The sequence below is a fragment of the Streptomyces sp. NPDC051907 genome (assembly GCF_040681075.1).
Classification (GTDB): Bacteria; Actinomycetota; Actinomycetes; order Streptomycetales; family Streptomycetaceae; genus Streptomyces.
Map to the genome: position 1 here is coordinate 1 of NZ_JBFAYB010000103.1, position 18,007 is coordinate 18,007.

General features: G+C 72.2%; 14 protein-coding genes. 5 read left to right on the forward strand and 9 right to left on the reverse strand.

Annotated elements, in window-relative coordinates; translation table 11 throughout:
- The first annotated feature begins 382 nt into the window (after window positions 1-382).
- A complete protein-coding gene (locus tag AB0M39_RS34760; protein WP_365370962.1) occupies window positions 383-1,555 on the forward strand; it encodes a hypothetical protein in 1,173 nt (390 codons plus the stop codon).
- A gap of 40 nt (window positions 1,556-1,595) precedes the next feature.
- Here the strand turns inward: AB0M39_RS34760 and AB0M39_RS34765 are convergent, their stop codons facing one another.
- From AB0M39_RS34765 to AB0M39_RS34790, 6 genes are all read right to left on the reverse strand, one after another.
- Entirely contained in the window at window positions 1,596-2,303 is a 708-nt protein-coding gene (locus AB0M39_RS34765; RefSeq protein WP_365370964.1) for a YoaK family protein, read from the reverse strand.
- Window positions 2,304-2,449: 146 nt separating this feature from the next.
- Window positions 2,450-3,379: a carbohydrate ABC transporter permease gene (locus AB0M39_RS34770; RefSeq protein WP_365370966.1), complete on the reverse strand. Its 930-nt coding sequence runs from the start codon at window positions 3,377-3,379 to the stop codon at window positions 2,450-2,452.
- Window positions 3,376-4,749 (reverse strand): sugar ABC transporter permease, encoded by a 1,374-nt coding sequence (locus AB0M39_RS34775; protein ID WP_365370968.1) that lies wholly within the window; start codon window positions 4,747-4,749, stop codon window positions 3,376-3,378. The genes AB0M39_RS34770 and AB0M39_RS34775 overlap by 4 nt, the downstream gene beginning before the upstream one ends.
- Window positions 4,750-4,760: 11 nt before the next feature.
- Window positions 4,761-6,092, reverse strand: coding sequence for an ABC transporter substrate-binding protein (locus AB0M39_RS34780; protein WP_365370970.1), 1,332 nt, complete (start codon window positions 6,090-6,092; stop codon window positions 4,761-4,763).
- Between the two features lie 40 nt (window positions 6,093-6,132).
- On the reverse strand, window positions 6,133-7,806 hold the full coding sequence (locus AB0M39_RS34785) for a glycoside hydrolase family 13 protein (protein WP_365370998.1): 1,674 nt from the start codon (window positions 7,804-7,806) through the stop codon (window positions 6,133-6,135).
- A gap of 216 nt (window positions 7,807-8,022) precedes the next feature.
- Complete coding sequence (locus AB0M39_RS34790) at window positions 8,023-9,303, reverse strand: ABC transporter substrate-binding protein (RefSeq protein WP_365370972.1); 1,281 nt, start codon at window positions 9,301-9,303, stop codon at window positions 8,023-8,025.
- A 181-nt stretch (window positions 9,304-9,484) separates the two neighbouring features.
- Here AB0M39_RS34790 and AB0M39_RS34795 point away from each other — a divergent pair, with 181 nt between their 5' ends.
- Genes AB0M39_RS34795 through AB0M39_RS34805 form a run of 3 tightly spaced genes read left to right on the forward strand, consistent with a single transcriptional unit; the run spans window position 9,485 to window position 13,154 of the window.
- Entirely contained in the window at window positions 9,485-9,991 is a 507-nt protein-coding gene (locus AB0M39_RS34795; protein ID WP_365370974.1) for a PadR family transcriptional regulator, read from the forward strand.
- A complete protein-coding gene (locus tag AB0M39_RS34800) occupies window positions 9,988-10,842 on the forward strand; it encodes an ABC transporter ATP-binding protein (RefSeq protein WP_365370976.1) in 855 nt (284 codons plus the stop codon). Before AB0M39_RS34795 ends, AB0M39_RS34800 begins: the two co-directional genes overlap by 4 nt.
- Window positions 10,843-10,844: 2 nt before the next feature.
- Window positions 10,845-13,154: an FtsX-like permease family protein gene (locus tag AB0M39_RS34805; RefSeq protein WP_365370978.1), complete on the forward strand. Its 2,310-nt coding sequence runs from the start codon at window positions 10,845-10,847 to the stop codon at window positions 13,152-13,154.
- A 516-nt stretch (window positions 13,155-13,670) separates the two neighbouring features.
- Here AB0M39_RS34805 and AB0M39_RS34810 read toward each other — a convergent pair.
- Together AB0M39_RS34810 and AB0M39_RS34815 are read right to left on the reverse strand one after the other, a co-directional pair.
- Window positions 13,671-14,324, reverse strand: coding sequence for a response regulator transcription factor (locus AB0M39_RS34810; RefSeq protein ID WP_365370980.1), 654 nt, complete (start codon window positions 14,322-14,324; stop codon window positions 13,671-13,673).
- The gene (locus AB0M39_RS34815) at window positions 14,321-15,445 is read right to left on the reverse strand and encodes an ATP-binding protein (protein WP_365370982.1); all 1,125 of its coding nucleotides are present in this window, start codon (window positions 15,443-15,445) and stop codon (window positions 14,321-14,323) included. Before AB0M39_RS34815 ends, AB0M39_RS34810 begins: the two co-directional genes overlap by 4 nt.
- 196 nt (window positions 15,446-15,641) lie before the next feature.
- Between AB0M39_RS34815 and AB0M39_RS34820 the strand changes: the two genes are divergently transcribed.
- Entirely contained in the window at window positions 15,642-16,217 is a 576-nt protein-coding gene (locus tag AB0M39_RS34820; protein ID WP_365370984.1) for an RICIN domain-containing protein, read from the forward strand.
- A gap of 221 nt (window positions 16,218-16,438) precedes the next feature.
- Here the strand turns inward: AB0M39_RS34820 and AB0M39_RS34825 are convergent, their stop codons facing one another.
- A complete protein-coding gene (locus AB0M39_RS34825) occupies window positions 16,439-17,992 on the reverse strand; it encodes an alkaline phosphatase D family protein (RefSeq protein WP_365370986.1) in 1,554 nt (517 codons plus the stop codon).
- Window positions 17,993-18,007 lie beyond the last annotated feature (15 nt).

The window sequence follows — 18,007 nt, forward strand, 5'->3', positions numbered from 1 at the left end:
GGGGGGGCGCCCCCCGCGGGGGGCGGGGGGGGGGGGGGGGGGGGGGGGGGGGCCGCGGCCGGGGCGCCGGGGCTCCGCCCCGGACCCCCGCGCCTCAAGCGCCGGCGGGGCTGGACGTGCGCCTCAAGCGCCGGCGGGGCTGGACGTGCGCCTCAAGCGCCGGCGGGGCTGAACGTGCGCCTCAAACGCCGGCGGGGCTGATTTCAGCCCGTCCGGCGATTGAGGACACGCCCGAAGGGCGTAACCGCCAGCCGCAGGCGGGGCTGGGGCGCCTCGATCGGGGGCTCGTTGCCCTGGCGCAGGGGCCGAGAGTCAGTGGTGACATGGGTTGCCTCAACTGGTATGCCCCATAAGGGCGTTACTCCAGAGACCCGGAGGGACCATGCGCACGCACTTACGTGCACTGCTGACCACCGTCGCCATCCTCGCTTTGTCCGCCGCCGGCGCCGCCGTCCCCGCAGCGGCCCACCCCGCGCAGAGACCCGCTCCCCAGCCGCCGCTCGTCGTCGACGGTGGGGCGTGGCAGGCCGGGCACCTTCAGGGCATGGCCCTGGACCGGCGCAAGGGGTTCATGTACTTCTCGTTCACCAATCTGCTCGTCAAGACCGATCTGAGCGGCAGGCCCATCGGCTCCGTCACCGGTCTGACCGGGCACCTCGGCGACCTGGACTTCAACGAGAAGGACGGCCGGGTCTACGGCTCCCTCGAGTACAACGCGGCCAACGCGTTCTACATCGCGATCGTCGACGGCGACCGCGTCGACCGTATGAACATGGACGCCCAGACCACCGGCGTCATGACGACCGTTCACCTCAAGGAGGTCGTGCGCGACTACAGCGCCGACATGAACGGCGACGGCGTCTTCGACGGCGACACGGGCGAGACCCTCGACCACCGCTATGGCTGCAGCGGCATCGACGGAGTCGCGTTCGGGCCCGCGTTCGGGAAGAGGTCCGGGCAGCAGCTGCTGACCGTCGCGTACGGCGTGTACCGCCATGCCGGCCGCGCGGACAACGACCACCAGGTCCTGCTCCAGTACGACGTACGCCGCTGGAAGAAGTACGAGCGGCCGCTGAGCGAGTCCGCGCCGCACACCAGCGGGCCGCGGTCGCCCGACGGCAAGTACTTCCTCTACACCGGCAACACCACCTATGGCGTGCAGAACCTGGAGTACGACGGGCACAGCGGCAACTGGCTGCTCGCGACCTACCGGGGGACCAAGCCCGCCTTCCCCAACTACTCCCTCTTCGTCGTCGACGGCGACAAGCGCCCGGTGTGGGGCGAGGTCCGGGGCCAGGCGCGCAAAGAGTACGGAAGGCTGCTCTCGCTGCTGCCTCAGGGGCTGCACCATGAGCCGTCGGGGACGTACGGCTGGCAGTCGCCCGGCCAGTACGGGCTGCTCTCGCTCGACGACGGCCGTTTCTACCTCGGCGAGGCCGGCAAGATCAGCGACGGCGGCGTCGTCAAGGAGTGGGGCAAGGCCGTGATGCACCGCTGGACGGGCGCGACGCCGACTCCCTTCGCCAAGGTCGTCCCGCCGGCTCGGCAGGAGTGACGGCGCCGCGTCGCCCACGCACTAGGCGCACCAGGAGCGCTCAGGTCTCCAGCGGCGCTCGGCGCCGGGCCGTCGTCGCGAACGCCGTCGCCATGGCGAGCACCAGGCCCGCGACCAGCAGCAGCACTGCGGCAGGGGACCAGTGCGCCCGGAGCAGCCACGCGCCGAGGACGGCGCCGGCGAAGAGCGCGAGGATGGCGACGCTCCTGCGCATCCAGGCGCGGCTGCCGTAGCCCAGGGAGGCGTCGTGGCCGAGCGGTGAGCCGCTGACCAGCGCGGTCATCGCTCGGGTCGCCACGGTGGTGGGCAGGTCCGGCACATGGGCCCGCATCGTCGTCACGTTGTGCATGCCCATGGCGAGCGCCACCACGGCGATCACCGCGGCATGCCGCGCGGAGGGATCGCCGGCCGCCCGTTCGAGCCCCCATGCCAGAAAGCCCGCGCCCGCCAGCAGCGCGGCCTCGACGAACACTCCGAGGACGAGCCACCGGCGGCCGCGGGCGTCCAGCAGCGACTCCAGACGCGCGCCGAGCATGGCGCCGAGCACGAACGCCGCGAGCGAGATGGCCGGAATGACGGTCTGCACGCCGCCTTGGCCCGCCAGACCGAAGCCGAGGAAGAGCAGATTGCCCGTCTGCATCGCTGTGAAGGCGGGCCCCAGGGCCAGCAGGGTCACGGCGTCGAGCATGCCCGTCGTCAGGGTCAGCCCCGCCATCAGGGAGGTGAGCTCGGGGCGGGTGGTGTCCAAGCGCGCTCCTCGGCCGGCGGACCGCTGCTGCGGGCGGCGGTGTCCGGCAAGTGTCCGCACCCGCCGGGTGCCGCCCGCGTCATTGCTCCAACCGTGGGCCGGACCCGCCCGGCCCCCGTGCCGCGCCGGCCCCCGCGCCCGGCCCGCTACTTCACCGAGCCGGCCATCACGCCCTGCACGAAGTGCCGTTGGAAGGCGAAGAACACGACCAGCGGCACCACCACGGACAAGAACGCGCCAGGCGCGAGCACCCCGATGTTGCTGCCGAACTGCCGCATCTCCGACTGCAGGGCGACGGTCAGCGGCTGCGACTCGCTGTCGGCGAAGAGCAGCGCGACCAGCATGTCGTTCCAGACCCAGAGGAACTGGAAGATCGCCAGGCTCGCCAGGGCCGGCCGGCCCAGCGGCAGGATCAGCCGCGAGAAGATCCGCCACTCGCCGCCGCCGTCCATCCGGGCCGCCTCCAGCATCTCCTTCGGGATCTCCGCGAAGTAGTTGCGGAGCAGGAAGATGGCGAAGGGCAGTCCATAGGCGACATGGAAGAGGATCACCCCGGGGATGGTCCCGAACAGGCCGACCGCGCCGAAGAGTTTCGCCACCGGCAGCAGCCCGATCTGCACGGGCACCACCAGCAGGCCCACGACCACCAGGAAGACGGCGTTGCGGCCGGGGAACTCCAGCCAGGCGAAGGCGTATCCGGCCAGCGCCGCGATGCCGACGACCAGCGCCGTGGCGGGCACCGAGATCAGCACCGTGTTCCAGAACGCCTGCGTGATGCCGGAGTCCTCGAACAGGGCGGTGTAGTTGTCCAGCGAGAGCTGACTCGGGTCGGTGAGCGCCGTCCACCAGCCGTCCGCCGCGTTGTCGCGCTCCGAGCGCATCGAGGACAGGAACAGGCCCGCGAGCGGGGTGATCCAGACCAGCGCCACCACGATCAGCACGGCCTGGACGATTCCGTTGCCCAGCCAGCCGGCCACCTTGCTGCGGCCTCGCCTGCCCGGGGGCGGCGCCGTGGGCGCCGAAGGCGCGGCCGGGTCCGCCGCGGGGGCGCGTTCTATGGTGCTGTGACCGCTCATTTTCCGCTCCCTCGGAAGCGCCGTACGTTGAAGATCATGGCGGGCACCACCAGCAGGAGCAGCAGCACGGCCAGGGCGCTACCGAGCCCCTGGTTGTTGCCGCCGCCGAAGGACACCAGCCACATGCGGGTGGCGAGCACGTTGGCCTCTTCCTGGACCGGTCCCGGCGCGATGATGTAGACGAGGTCGAAGACCTTCATCACATTGATCACCAGGGTCACGAAGACGACCGTCAGCACCGGGGCGAGCAGCGGCACGGTGATCTTCCGGAAGATCTGCCACTCGTTGGCCCCGTCCATCCGGGCCGCCTCCAGCGCGTCCCGGGGCAGCGCCGCGAGGCCGGCCGCGATCAGGACCATCGAGAACCCGGTCCAGATCCACAGATACGCGCCGATGATGGCCGGGGTGACGAGCGCGGGCGAGAGCCAGGAGACGCCCTGGTAGGGCGCGGCGAAGTTCTCGCCCGGAAGCCGCACGGAGTACGAACCGGCCTCCAGAGAGCGGAAGTCGAACGAGCCGTCGGCGGCCGTGGTCGCCTTCGCGGCCACCTTGCCGTCCCGGACCGCCTCGACCGACATCCCCGGCAGCCCCTTCTCGGCCGGGTCGACCTTGCCGGGCTCGCCCTTGCCGCCCGGGGTGAAGTCCAGGTAGACCACGCCCCTGAGCCCGTCGGCGGACGGCTCGGCGGCGGAGGCCGCCTGCGCGGGCCGCGCCTCGGCGGGGATCTTGTCGGGGGCCACGCCCACGAAGCCGAGGCTGACGGAGCGTCCGGTGCTCACCGCCTGGGAGGTGAGGTACCCCCCGCCCTCGTCCTTGGCCAGGCCCCCGCCCTCGCGGGCCCGGGCGGTGGGGTAGGCGGCGCGGTCGTTGAAGACGTCGTGGACGCCCACGGTCACCGCGTTGAGCACGCCCCGGTCCGGGTCCTCCTCGTAGGCGAGCCGGAAGATGATCCCGGCGGCGAGGAAGGACACGGCCATGGGCAGGAACAGCACCAGTTTGAACGCGGTCGCCCAGCGCACCTTCTCGGTGAGCACGGCGAGCACCAGGCCGAGGCCGGTCAGCAGGACCGGCGCGACCACGACCCAGATGGTGCTGTTGCGGATCGCCTTGAGCGTCGCCGGATCGTCGAAGATCTCCGCGTAGTTCGCGCCGCCGACGAAGCGGTCGCCGCTCGCGTCGAAGAGGCTGCGCCCGGCCGAGAACAGCACCGGGTAGACGACCAGCGCGCCGAGCAGCAGCAGGGCGGGCAGGACGAACACCACCGCGATGTTGCGCCTACGGCGCAGGGCCCGGCGCCGGGGGTCGTCCGCGGGCCCCCGCCGCGCCGGCGCGGCGGGGGCGGACGGGGGAGCGGATGCAGTGACAGCCATGGTGGGAAACCTCAGTTCCGGTACGCCTTGGCCGCCGCGGCTTCCAGCTTCGCCGCGGTCGCCTTGGGGTCGGAGGAGTCGCGCAGGAAGTCCTGGAGCAGCTTCCACTCGCCCGCGCCCTTGGTCCCGCCGAACGCGGCCGGCGCCTGGTCGGACATGTCGAAGCGGACCGTGTCCCCGGCCCCGACCAGCGACTTGGCCGTCTCACGGGTGGTGTCGTCGGCGTACGCTGCGGGGTCGACGTCCTTGTTGGGCGACAGGAAGCCGCCCGCGCCGGCCCAGACCGAGGCCGCCTCGGGCGTCGCCAGGAACTCCAGGAGCTGCATGGCGGCCTTCTTGTTCTTGCCGTCCTTCAGCGCCACGGCCGCGTCGCCGCCGCTGACCACGGGGGCCTTGCCGCCGTCGACCGCGGGGAAGGGGAAGAACTTGGCGTCCTCGCCGAGCTTCTTGCCGTACTCGTCCTTGGCGATGCCGCCGACGAAGTCGCCCTCGTAGACCATGCCGGCCTTGGGCTCGGGCCCGAAGACCTGCTCGACGGAGGCCGGGAAGTCGGTGCGCAGCGCCCCGCTGGAGCCGCCGGCGACGAGCCGCTTGTCCTTGAACACCTCGGCCAGCGTGGTGAGCGCCTTGACGACGCTCTCGTCGGTCCACTTGATCTTGTGCTGGGCGAGCTGGTCGTACTTCTCGGGACCGGCCTGGGAGAGGTAGATGTTCTCGAACCAGTCGGTGAGGGTCCAGCCGTCCTCGCCGGCGACGGAGAACGCCGGCAGACCGGAGTCGGCGACCGTGCGGCCCGCGGTCAGCATGTCCTTGTAGCTCTTGGGCTCGCTGACGCCGGCCTGCTCGAAGGCGCTCGGGCTGTACCAGACGGTCGACTTGTGGGCGGCCTTGAAGTAGAGGCCGTAGTACGTCTTGTCGACGGTGCCGTAGTTCTTCCACACCTCGGCGAGGTTCGCCGACGCGGTCTTGGACGCCTTGGCCGAGAGCGGCTCGAGCCAGCCCTCCTTGGCGAACTGCTGGAGCACGCCGACCTGGGGCACCATCACCACGTCGGGGGCGTTGCCGCCCTCGATCTTGCTGCCGACGAACGTGGAGACGTTGTCCCCGGTCGGCACGAAGACCGTCTTCGCGCCGGTCTGCTCCGTGAAGGCGTCGAGCACCTTGCGGAAGTTCTTCTGCTCGCTGCCGGTCCACACTCCGGCGACGGTCACGGTCTGGCCGCTGAGAGCCTTGTCGCCGGCCGGGCCGGTGGTCCCGCCGCCGCACGCCGTCGCGGCGAGGGAGAGGGTGATCGCCGCGGACGCGGCCGCGATGGTCCGGCGGTTCGTGCTGTGTCGTCGCATGGTGAGAGTCCTTCCGAGAGGCTGGAATGGAGCGGGAGGTTCAGGGGGTGGGACAGTCGCCCGTCCACCAGGCGGCGGTCGCGCCGGGGAGCACGCCGTCGGGGCAGGGGCCGCTGGAGAGCAGCGGGGTTCCGGAGACCGGAGCGGGGACGGGCTCCGTTCCGAAGTTGACGGCGCAGACCAGTCCGTCGCCGCGGACCATGGCGAGCACCTGCGGCGGCGACTCCAGCCAGCGCAGGCTTCCCTCGCCCAACTGCGGGAGGCTGCGGCGGAGTTGGAGCCCGTCGCGGTACAGGTGCCAGAACGACCGGGTGTCGGACAGCGCCCGGTCGGTGGCGTGCTCGGCGAACCACTCGGGCTGCGGCAGCCACGGCCGGGCGCCGGCCGCGCCCTGGCTGAAGCCGAACGGCGAGGCGTGCCCCGACCAGGGCAGCGGCACCCGGCAGCCGTCCCTGATGTGCTTGCGGCTGCCCGTGCGGTGGAAGATCGGGTCGGTGAGCACATCGTCCGGGAGGTCCAGGACCTCCGGGAGGCCGAGCTCCTCGCCCTGGTAGACGTACGCGGCGCCGGGCAGCGCCAGCATCAGCAGGGCGGCGGCCCGGGCGCGCGCCGAGCCGAGGCCGCTGCCCTCGACGCCGGGCTCGCCCGCGTAGCGGGTGACCGTGCGGATCTGGTCGTGGTTGTTGAGCACCCAGGTGACCGTGGACCCGGTTCCCGCGATGTCGCGTATCGCCTCCGTGATCGTCGCGCGGAAGGCGTCGGCGTCCCAGGGGGCGCTGAGCAGGTCGAAGAAGAACGCCTGGTGCAGCTCGTCCGGGCGGACGTACTCGGCGTGCTCGCGGGCGGTCGGCACGGACACCTCGCCGACCAGCAGCCGCTCCTGGCCGTCCTCGGCGGCGTACTCCTCGCACACCGACCGCCAGCGCCGCCACACGTCGTGGACCTCGGGCTGGTTCCACGCCAGCTGGTTCACCGAGTCCCGGGCGCGCTCGTCCGCGCCGGGGTCGTCGGAGTCGGGCAGCTCGGGGTGCTTGAACAGCCCGGCGGCCACGTCGATGCGGAAGCCGTCCACGCCCCGGTCCAGCCAGAACCGCAGCACCTGCTCGAAGCTGTCGCCGACCTCGGGGTCGCGCCAGTTCAGATCGGGCTGCTCGGGGGTGAACAGGTGGAGGTACCACTGGCCGGGCGTGCCGTCGGGCTCGGTGACCCGGCTCCACGCCGGACCGCCGAACATGGCCCGCCAGTTGTTCGGGGGCTCCGAGCCGTCCGGGCCGCGGCCGTCGGCGAAGTGGAACCTGTTGCGGGCGGCGCCGCCGGGTCCGGCGGCGAGCGCCTCGCGGAACCAGGGGTGCTCGCTCGAGCAGTGGTTGGGGACGATGTCGAGCAGCAGCTTCAGCCCGAGCCGGCGGGCGTCGGCCATCAGCAGGTCGAACTCGGCGAGGTCGCCGTAGACCGGGTCCACGTCGCGGTAGTCGGCGACGTCGTAGCCGTGGTCGTGCTGCGGCGAGGGGTAGAACGGGCTGAGCCAGATCCCGTCGACGCCGAGCTTCCTGAGGTACGGAAGACCGGCCCGTACGCCGGCGAGATCGCCGATGCCGTCCCCGGTGCTGTCGAGGAAGCTGCGTACATACACCTGGTAGATCACCGCGTCGCGCCACCATGCGGCGGCGGTGCGGGAGGGGTGGCCGGTGCCGGCCCGATGAGCAGTGAGCATCTCGCGATTGACCTGTTCCTGCTGGATGCGAGAGCGCCCCAGAGCGGGTGCGCTGTTATGCATGCATGTTAAGTAGCGGTGAAGGCAGGGTGTCAATGATGCTGCGCGAATCGTTCTCTCTATTGCCCGATTTATCCGAGAATGACGAAGCGGCTCGCTACTTAACATGTAAGTAGCAAGCCGCGTGGGGTGAAGAAGAGGGCCGGAGGAGCGGGCTCAGCCGGTGCGCGCGATGGCCTCGAGCTCGCGGGTCAGCCGCGGCACGGCCTCCCGCGGCGTCTGGCGCAGCGCCATGACGTCCTGCACGACGGCCTGGACCGCCAGGCTCACCTGGTCGTAGCGCGCGCTCTTGGGGCGCGGCTCGGCCGCCAGCACGCTCTGGCGCAGCGTGGGCAGATAGGGAAACGCCTTGATCAAGTCCGGATCCTCGTACAGCGCCGCCCGCACCGGGGGCAGCGAGCCCCGGGTCAGCACCTGCCGCTGCACCCGCTCGCTGGTGAGGTAGGCGATCAGATCGGCGGCCGACTCCGGATGCCGGGAGTGGCTGCTGACGGCGAGATTGGAGCCGCCCAGCACGCTCGTGCCCGCCCCGGTGGGCCCGGGCAGCGGAACCGCGCCGAACCTGCCCGCCACCTTGGACCCCGGGGCGCTCGCGAGCGAGTGCACATAGGGCCAGTTCCGCAGGAAGAGCAGCCGGCCCTCCTGGAACGCCAGCCGGGACTCCTCCTCCTTGTAGCCGAGCGAGTCCCTGGAGATCCAGCCGTCGCGCACGCCGTCCGCCAGGAACTCCAGGCCGGATCGGGCCGCCGCCGAGTCCACCGTGACCCGCGCGCCGTCGTCCGCCAGGATCGAGCCGCCCGCCGAGTGCACCGCCTCGGTCGCGTTGACCGTCAGCCCCTCATACGGAAGGAACTGGCCGGCGTAGCCCTGCATGCCGTGCTTCGGGGCGATGGTCCGCGCCTGCTCGGCCAGCTCGGCCCAGGTGCGCGGCGGCGAGACGCCCTCCTTCTCCAGCACGTCCTTGCGGTAGTAGAGGAGCCCCGCGTTGGTGACGTACGGAACGGCGTACAGACGGCCGTCGAAGGTGGCGGTGTCCACCACCGGAGGCAAGAACGCGTCCAGCGGGAAGCGGTCCCGCTGGAGCGGGGAGATCCAGCCGGCCGCCGCGAACTCGGAGGTCCAGGCCACATCGATGTTCAAGACGTCGAACCGGTCGCTGCCCGAGCGCAGCTCGCTGGTCATCTGGGCCCGCGTCTCGTCCGCGGAGTCCGGCAGCTCGACGACGGTGACCCGCTCGTCGGGACGGCTGCGGTTCCAGTCGGCGAGCAGCGGGTCGAGATAGCCGGTGAGGTCGCCCGCCGTCACCAGCGTCATCGGGCCGCGGCCCTCGTCGGCGGCCGGCGGGGACGCGGTACCCGGCGCGGCGAAGCCCGCATACCCGGCGACCACGACAGCGGCGACCAGGAGCCCCCTACCCGCGGCATGCATCCACCGCATAGGTTCCTCCCAGCGCACCGATCCGGCGCTCCCGATCCGGCAACGCCGCCGTCCATCGTGGCCTATGTATACCCGTTAGGCATAGGCGATACTAGACGTCCAGGCCGAGAACGCTGGTGGCGCAAACCACAACACTTCTCGCAGTCAACAGGAAACTACGGAGCGGGAGGGAGGGGAGCGCGTGCGGCTGCCTCTCCTGGCACTCCTGACCCGTGGCCCCGCGCACGGCTACGAGCTCAAACAGGACCTTGAGAAGCTCCTGGGCGCCGCGTACCCTCAGCCGAACGTCGGCCAGGTCTACGTCACCCTCGGGCGGCTGGAGAAGGCCAGTCTGATCGCCGGCGAGGACGTCGAGCAGTCCAACAGGCCCAACAAGCGTATCTACCGGCTCACCGACGCCGGGCACGAGGCCGTGCTGGCCTGGTTCGAGGAGACCACGGACGAGCCGCGGGTGCGGGACGAGTTCTTCATGAAGCTCGCCCTCGCGCCGGAGTCCGGGCTGGCCGACCCGATCACGTTGATCAACAGGCAGCGGCGGCAGTATCTGAACACCATGCGGGACCTCTCGAAGCTGGCCGCGACCGAGGACCGCGACAACAAGGTCTCCCAGCTGCTCATCGAGGGTGCGATGCTGCATTTGCAGGCCGACCTCGACTGGCTGGAACGCTGTCAGGAGGAGCTGGAATGAGCGACGACACCGCTCCTGCCGAGCGGGACGCCGAGGGCGCGGAGAGCACAGGCGCCGAGGGCGCGCAGACCACGGGCGCGCAGAGCGCCGAGACCGCGGGCGCCCACAGCGCCGTGCCGATCGTCCGAGCCGAGGGCCTGACCAAGACCCACCACGGCGAGGGCGCGCCGGTCCACGCCGTACGCGGAGTGGATCTGACGGTCCAGCCCGGCGAGTTCGTCGCCGTCACCGGCCCCTCCGGCGCGGGCAAGTCGACCCTGCTCCACTTGATCGGCGGGCTCCAGCGCCCCGACAGCGGCCGGCTCTGGCTCGACGGACGTCAGGTCGACGGCTACCGAGAGGCCCGCTGGGCCGTGCTGCGGCGGCAGAGCATCGGCATCGTCTTCCAGTTCTTCAACCTCGTCTCCGACCTCACCGTCGCCGACAACGTCGAGCTGCCCGCCCTCCTCGCGGGCGCCTCGCCCAAGTCGGCCAGGGAGAGCCGGGCCGAGCTGCTCGCCGAGCTCGGCCTCGAAGGCCGCGAGCGGTCCATGCCCGGCGAGCTCTCCGGCGGCGAACAGCAGCGCGTCGCCCTGGCCCGGGCCCTGGTCAACCACCCCGCGCTGCTGCTGGCCGACGAGCCGGCCGGCAGCCTCGACAGCAAGGGCACCCGCGAGGTGCTGCGGCTGCTCTCCCGGTTCCACCAGCGCGGCCAGACGATCCTGCTGGTCACCCATGACGCCCGGATGGCCAGCGCGGCCGACCGGGTCATCAGCTTCTTCGACGGACGCATAGCCGACGACGCCGCCCTCGGCGAAGGGCGCCCCGGCCGCGGCCGCGGAGTCTCCGGCGTGCTGGAACTGAAGGACTGAGCGTGCGGGCCACACTGCGCTGGGCGCACGCCGATCTGCGGGCACACCGCGGCCAGGCCGTCTTCGTCGTCCTCGCCAGTGCCGGGATCATCGCCTCGCTGCTGCTCGCGGTCGCCCTGTTCAGCTACGCGGCCAACCCCTGGCAGCGGATCTTCAGCCAGTCCCAGGGCGCGCACCTGTGGCTCCACACCCAGCAGAGCGCCGACACGGCGGCGCTGAACCGCCTCGACTCGGTCGCCGGGCTCTCGGGGCCGTACCGCACCGGCACGGTCACCCTCGAGTCCCGGGGGGTCCGGGCGAGCGTCGCCCTGCGCGCCGCGGACACTCAGCCGCCGGAGATCGCCCGCCCGCTTCTCGTCTCGGGCAGCTGGCTCGGCGCCCAGCCCGGGGAAGTCGTCCTGGAGAGCTCGCTGGCCCGCGTGCTGTGGGCCGAGCCGGGAGACGTGCTGACCGTCGCGGGCGCCGACGGCGACGACCGCACCCTGCGGGTCACCGGCGTCGCCGAGGCAGCCGAGCCCCGCTACCGCGCGGGCGGCGAGCCCGGCATCGGATGGGTGCTGCCCGGCGCCCTCGACGCGGTCGCGCCGCGGGCCGCCGGCCAGAGCGTGGGGCTGCGGCTCGACGATCCGGAGGACGTCGACTTCACCGTCCAGCAGGCCGTCACCCTCCTCGGCGCGGACCGGGTCACCCAGGTCACCAAGTGGCAGCAGGCCCGCGCGGAGGCCGGCGGCGACGACCGGCTGCTCGGACAGCTCTTCGCGGTGTTCGGCCTCGGCGCGCTGCTGGCCGCCGCGCTCGCCGCGTCCGGGGCGATCAGCGCCCGGATCCGCGGACAGCTGCGAGACATCTCCATCCTGAAGGCGATCGGCTTCACCCCGGGCCAGGTGATCCGCGGCTTCCTCGTCCAGCACCTCGGCTTCGCCCTCCTCGGCGTCGCCCTCGGCACCGCCGCGATCACCCTGCTCGGCGACCGGATTCCCGGCCGGATCGGCGAGGCGGCCGGGGTCTGGCAGGATCTGCCCAACCACACCGCCCTGATGATCGCGGTCCCCGGCGGAGCGGTGCTGCTGATCGCGATCGCGACCGGGCTCGCCGCGTGGCGGGCCGGCCGGGTCCCGCCCGCGCCCGTCGCCCGGGCGGCGCTCCCCTCGGCGGCGCCGCTGACCGGTCCGGCCCGCCGGGCGCTCGGGCTCAGGGTGCCGCCCGCGCTGGTGCTGGGGTGGCGCGCCGCGTTTCCCCGGCGGCCGCGCACCCTGATCACCGTGGCCCGGCTGGCGCTCCCCCTGCTGATGATCACGGTCGCGCTGGTGGCCTCCTCGACCTTGGACGCGTTCCGCAGCCGGCCCGCGGAGATGGGCGTGCCCGCGGCGCTGACCGTACGGGCCGGCGCCGGGCAGTCCCCCGACGACCGGGAGCTGGAGCGGACGCTCACCGCTCCGCCGGACGTCGTCGCCGTCCACCCGGGCGTGGAGGTCGCCGCGCTCGCGCCGGGGCAGACCGGCACCATCACGCTGCGCGGCCTCGGCACGGCCGACCGCCCCTATCCCTTCGCCGTCGTCGAGGGCCGGGCCGCGAGCGGCCTGGACGAGGCGGTCGCGGGACAGGGACTGCTGGACCTGCTGGACGTACGGGTCGGCGACTGGGTCCGGCTGACGGTGGAGGGACGGCCGCAGATCCTGCACATCGTCGGACGCAGCATCGAGCCGGAGGCCGCGGGCCGGGTGATCTCGACGACGGTCGACACGCTCGCGGAACGCGACCCGGCCCGGCGGGCCGACTTCCACCACCTCGTCCTTGAACCGGGCGCGGACCCGAAGGCGGTGAGCGACGAGCTCGCCGAGGCCGCCGGGGGACGCCTGGAGATCCGCGAGACCGCCAACCCGGGGGACCGGCTGGAGCCGGCGCGGGCCGTGATCGCGGCCCTGATCGCGGTGCTCGCGCTGATCGGGTTCATCGAATTGCTGACCCTGATCAGCACGGCGGTCCGCAACCGCGGCCGCGATCTGCTCGCGCTGAAGGCGATCGGGCTGACGCCACGACAGATCAGCTCGGCGATCGTGGCCGGGGCCGGGTTCACCGCGCTGGCGGCGGCGGTGATCGGCACGGGTCTCGGGGTGCTCTTGGGCGTCTGGCTGGTGGACGCGCAGGGGCGCTCCAGCGGGATGGGCGCGGGCATCGCGCACGCCCCGTCCGCGCTGCTGCTGGCGGCCGTGGCGGTGGGGGCGGTACTGGGCGCGGTGGCGGCGGCGACGGTCCCGGCGACGCGGACGGCGCGACGGCGGCTGGCGGACTCGCTGGCGGAGACGCTATAGCGGACCGCGGGCCAGGGGGGGGAGGCGGAGGACCGAGGCGGTCGGGCCAGTGAGCCTCGACTGCTGGGGTTCGGGACGCGCGGGGTGTTCGTGTGTACGGGGTACGCGGAGGCGGTGGGAGTTCGTACGCACGGGATACGCCGAGGCGCTGGGCGTCGCACGCGCTGGGAGTTCGTACGCATCGGGCAGGCGGATGCCCGGACATGCGGATGCCCTGGGTGTTCGTGCGTACGGGATACGCGGACGCGCTGGGCGTCGCTCGCGCTGGGAGTTCGTACCCACCGGGCACGCGGACACAACGGGCATGCGGATGCCCGGACATGCGGAGGCCCTGGGAGTTCGTCGCACGGATACGCGGACGCGCTGGGCGTCGCACGCGCTGGGAGTTCGTACGCACCCGGCAGGCTGACGCACCCGGCCGGCTGACGCACCGGGCACGCGATGCCCGGACATGCGTGTGCACCGGATGTTCGCGCCCACTCGACGTGGGGACCCACCCACATGGACAGACCCCGCTCACGCGCCCGGGTCGCGGATCTCGAAGCCGTCGCCCAGACCGTCCTCGTGCACCAGCCGGGCCAGGTCGATCTTCGTGTACGCCTCCCGGCCCGCCTGCTGGTACTTGTCCTTGACCCGGTCCAGGTAGTACTTCGCCGTGTTCGGGCTGATCCCCGCGCGCCGCGCGGTCGTCTTGAGGGTCAGCCCGGAGGCGTAGTCCAGCAGGACCTGAAGCTCCTTGGGCGCGAGCCGCGGACGAGCGGGGCTCTTGTCGTGCGCCCAGGCGAACGCCAGCTCGGGCGAGTGCGCCGTCCTCCCGGCGGCCACCTCCTCGACGGCGGCGACCAGCGTCTTGAGATCGTGGTCCTTGGTCAGATAGCCGTCCGCCCCGGCCGCCATGGCGGCGACGATCCGGGGACGGTCCGCGACCGTGCTGATCATCAGCACCCGGCTGCCGGCCGCCCGCAGCCGGCGGATGTTGTCCGCGGGCGCCGAGCCGTCCCGCAGCACCAGGTCCAGCAGCACCACCTCCGCCGACTCGCCCCCGTCGGCGAGGAGTTCGTCCACGGTGGCCACCGCCGCGATCAGCCGTATCCCGTCCGCCTCGGCCAGCCAGGAGCGGAGCCCGTCCAGCAGCATCCGGTCGTCGTCGACCACGGCCACGCTGATCATGCCGGCCAGCGCAGCTCGACTCTGGCGCCCTCGCCGGGGGCGCTGTCCACCCGGGCCGCGCCTCCGATGCCGCGCATCCGCGCGTGCACCGACTCGCGCAGCCCCAGGCCGCCGCTGACCCCGTCGGGATCGAAGCCGACTCCGCGGTCGACGACGGTGACGACCACCTGACCGTCGTCCCCGGCGGCGGTCAGATAGGCGTGCCCGGTGCCCGCGTGCCGCAGCACGTTGTTCAGCGACTCGGTGACCGCGTCGGCCAGGGCGACCGCCACCTCTGGAGGAACGGCCGGCACGTCGTGGTACTGAGCGGTCACCTGGAGGTCCAGGCTCTCCGCGGAGCGCACGGAGTCCTCCAGCGCCCTGCCGACCTCCGGGTTCGACTCCGTCTCGGGGCTCTGCTGGATCAGCCGCCGCAGATAGGCGGCCTCCCGCGCGCAACGGCTGCGCACCTTCTGCGCGTTGGCGTCGATGGCGCCGCCCGCGATGGTCGTCAACGTGGCCAGCACGGTGTCGTGCAGGGCGCGGTGGTGGGCGATCCGCTCGGCGTACCGGGCCCGGTCGGCCTCGGCGGCCATCGCCTTCTCGGTCGCCGCGTCCAGCAGGCTGCCCTGCCGCCGCAGATACCACCAGAACACCCAGGCCATCACCGCCGACGAGAGCACCGCGTTGAGGTGCCCGCCCGTCACGGCCATCCCGGCCCCGGTCATCCGGTACCCCGCCACATGCGTCACCGCGAGCAGCAGCACCGCCGCTGCGATTTCCGGGCGGCGAAACGTCACTGCGGCGGCCGCGCTCGCCGACCCGCCGAGGAGCATCACCCAGGCGATGGAGGCCGGCTGCTGCGCCTGGGCCCAGGCGTAGGCGACGAACGGCAGCGCGCACCCGGTGACCAGCACATCGGCCCAGACGAACCGCGGATCGAACCAGCCGCGCGAGCGGGCGGCGCCGTACACCAGCACGCTCAGCGCCATGGCCGCCGCCAGGACCAGCCAGGAGACCGGGCGGTGGCGCTGGTGCTGAGCGACGGCGAGCAGACCGACCGTCAGATGGCTGGCCCGGTACAGCATCGTCGCCAAGATCATGAAGGACTGGGCCCGTTGGAGCCCGGAACCGATCCTCACCACGTCTCCTTCGCGGACACGCAACCCCCCTGAACCGGTGGTACGGCGAGGAGCGGTTTCTCGTTAGCTTCCTGCATGTCAGAGCCGCCGCGGCCATGGGTGACGCGGCGGGCACGGTCTGTGGGCGTTCGACCAGGGGCAATCAGATCACCGCGCCGGGGCGCGCCGCCCGCCAATTCGGAAAGAGGGAGACAAGGTGGCTCGAATCTTTCACCGCGGCGCCGTAGCGGTCCTGATGTCGCTGCTCGTGCTGCTGCTGCCGACGCCGGCCAGCGCGGCGGAAGCGGCCGATCCGCCCATCCGCTACACCTTCTCGCCGCAGAACGCCGCCATCTACGAGATGCGGGCTTCGTACTCCTGGCAGTGCCTCGACGTCCGGGGCGAGTCGCAGAGCCCGGGTGCGGTGATCCAGAGATTCGACTGCAAGGGCAGACTGCACCAGCGCTTCTACTTCATGCCGTCCAGCACTCCCGGGATGTTCCACATCGGGGTGTACGGGCGGTACTGCCTCGGCGCGCAGAACGCGTCCACGGCGGAGAACACGCCGATCGTGACGGGTTACTGCCAGGGCCCGGGCCAGTACTTCCGCTGGGTCGACCAGGGCAACAACCACTGGGAGATCGTCGAGGCGAGCAGCGGCAAGTGTCTGCACGACACCGGGCGCCGATCGGCCGTTCAGCTGCGCACCTGCGGCAACATCCAGGAGCCGTACCCGTCGCTGTGGACGCCGCGATACGACGGCCAGTACAACTACGGCAGCATCTGGGGCTGAGCCGGTCCCCGCGACGGGGGAGTGGGGATCGCGAACGGCCCGCGGGGATCGCGAGGGCCGCGGGGGTCGCGAAGGCCCGCGGGGGACAGCCGAGCCGTCGGGGGGACGGCGGAGGCTGGGACGGGTGATCGCGCAGGCAGGGGTCCGGGCGGCTGGGGAGGTCCGCCCGGACCTCGCATGTCTGTACGGGGCTTCCCCACTCGCTCCCGGACCCGCCTCCGTCAGACGGTGTGCAGGCCGGGGCGACCCGCCTCCGTCGCGAACGAGATCCGGGTGGAGACGGGCGCGCCGGGCGTGGAGACGTACGGCAGCACCTTGAAGTCGGCCCGGCAGCTCTGCTGGGTGAGCGTGCACCGCACATAGCCGCGCTGGAAGTTGGTGAACTTGATGTGCGGGTTGGCCGCGAGCAGCCGGGCGCCGGAGGGGTCGAGGTCCACGCCGTCGCGGCCGCTGGTGATGGACGTGCCGACGAACTCGACGCCGACGACCGGGGAGTTCGGGTCGTCGAAGTCCTGCTTGAGGTCGGCCGCGAGATGGCGGTGCATGTCGCCGGTCAGCACGACCGGGTTGTTCACCTTGCGGGCGGCCATCTCGGCGAACAGCCGGCGGCGCGCGTCCGCGTAGCCGTCCCAGAAGTCCATGACGAAGGACTGGCCGGGGCCGGGGTCGGTGTCGACCTGGTTGACCGGGATCTGCTGCGGGATGAGGTTCCAGGTCGCGTCGGACCGTCCCAGACCCCGGTAGAGCCACTCCTCCTGCTCCGGGCCGAGGATCGTGCGGCCGGGCGCGAGCCGTTCGGCGCAGTCGGCCTTGATGCCGTCGCCGCAGGGCTGGTCGTCGCGGTAGAGCCGGGTGTCGAGCATATGGAACGTGGCCATCCGGCCGTAGCGCAGCCTGCGGTAGAGCCGGCTGTCGAAGCCGTTCGGCTTCTGGGGCAGGCGCAGCGGCAGATGCTCGTAGTGCGCCTGGAACGCCGCCGACGCGCGCCGGCGGAAGACGGCCGGGTCCTGGTCGGGCTCGGTGTCGACCTTGGAGACGTCCCGCGCCCAGTTGTCCTCGACCTCGTGGTCGTCCCAGACCATGGCCCAGGGATGGGCCTGGTGGGCCGCGATGAGGTCGGCGTCGAAGCGGTACAGGGCGTGCCGGTTGCGGTACTGCGTCAGGTCCATCGGCTCGGTCCGCAGCTCCGCGGCCACCGGGACCTTGCGCACGCCGCCCATGGCGTCGATCGGGTTCTCGTAGATGTAGTCGCCGAGGTGCAGGACCAGGTCCACGTCCTCCTCGGCGATATGCCGGTGGGCGGTGTAGAAGCCCTCGAACCACGCCTGGCAGGAGGCGAACGCGAAGCTGAGCTCCCGCGGGCGGCTGTGCGGCGGGGGAGCGGTACGGGTACGGCCCACCGGGCTGATGACGCCGCCGGCGCGGAAGCGGTAGAAGTACTGCCGGCCGGGCCGCAGATGCGAGACCTCCACATGGACCGAGTGGGCGAGCTCAGCGACCGCCAGGGTCGAGCCGCGGCGCTCCACATGGCGGAAGAGCTCGTCCCGGGCCACCTCCCAGAAGACCCTGACCGGCGCGGGAGGCATACCGCCCGTGCCGTCGGGGGCGAGCGGCTGCGGCGCGAGACGGGTCCACAGGACGAACCCGTCCGGCCAGGGGTCGCCGGAGGCGACTCCCAGGGCGAACGGGTCCTCCGTGAAGCGCTCCTCGGCCCTCGCCCGCCCGGCCGACAGGCTGGCGCCGGTCAGCGCCAGCGCGACCGCACCGCCGAGCATCGCCCGTCTCCCCAG

Coding starts and splice junctions, on each gene's coding strand:
- AB0M39_RS34760 (WP_365370962.1), top strand. CDS start 383: ATGCGCACGCACTTACGTGCACTGCTGACCACCGTCGCCATCCTCGCT.
- AB0M39_RS34770 (WP_365370966.1), bottom strand. CDS start 3,379: ATGAGCGGTCACAGCACCATAGAACGCGCCCCCGCGGCGGACCCGGCC.
- AB0M39_RS34775 (WP_365370968.1), bottom strand. CDS start 4,749: ATGGCTGTCACTGCATCCGCTCCCCCGTCCGCCCCCGCCGCGCCGGCG.
- AB0M39_RS34780 (WP_365370970.1), bottom strand. CDS start 6,092: ATGCGACGACACAGCACGAACCGCCGGACCATCGCGGCCGCGTCCGCG.
- AB0M39_RS34785 (WP_365370998.1), bottom strand. CDS start 7,806: ATGCTCACTGCTCATCGGGCCGGCACCGGCCACCCCTCCCGCACCGCC.
- AB0M39_RS34790 (WP_365370972.1), bottom strand. CDS start 9,303: ATGCGGTGGATGCATGCCGCGGGTAGGGGGCTCCTGGTCGCCGCTGTC.
- AB0M39_RS34800 (WP_365370976.1), top strand. CDS start 9,988: ATGAGCGACGACACCGCTCCTGCCGAGCGGGACGCCGAGGGCGCGGAG.
- AB0M39_RS34810 (WP_365370980.1), bottom strand. CDS start 14,324: ATGATCAGCGTGGCCGTGGTCGACGACGACCGGATGCTGCTGGACGGG.
- AB0M39_RS34825 (WP_365370986.1), bottom strand. CDS start 17,992: ATGCTCGGCGGTGCGGTCGCGCTGGCGCTGACCGGCGCCAGCCTGTCG.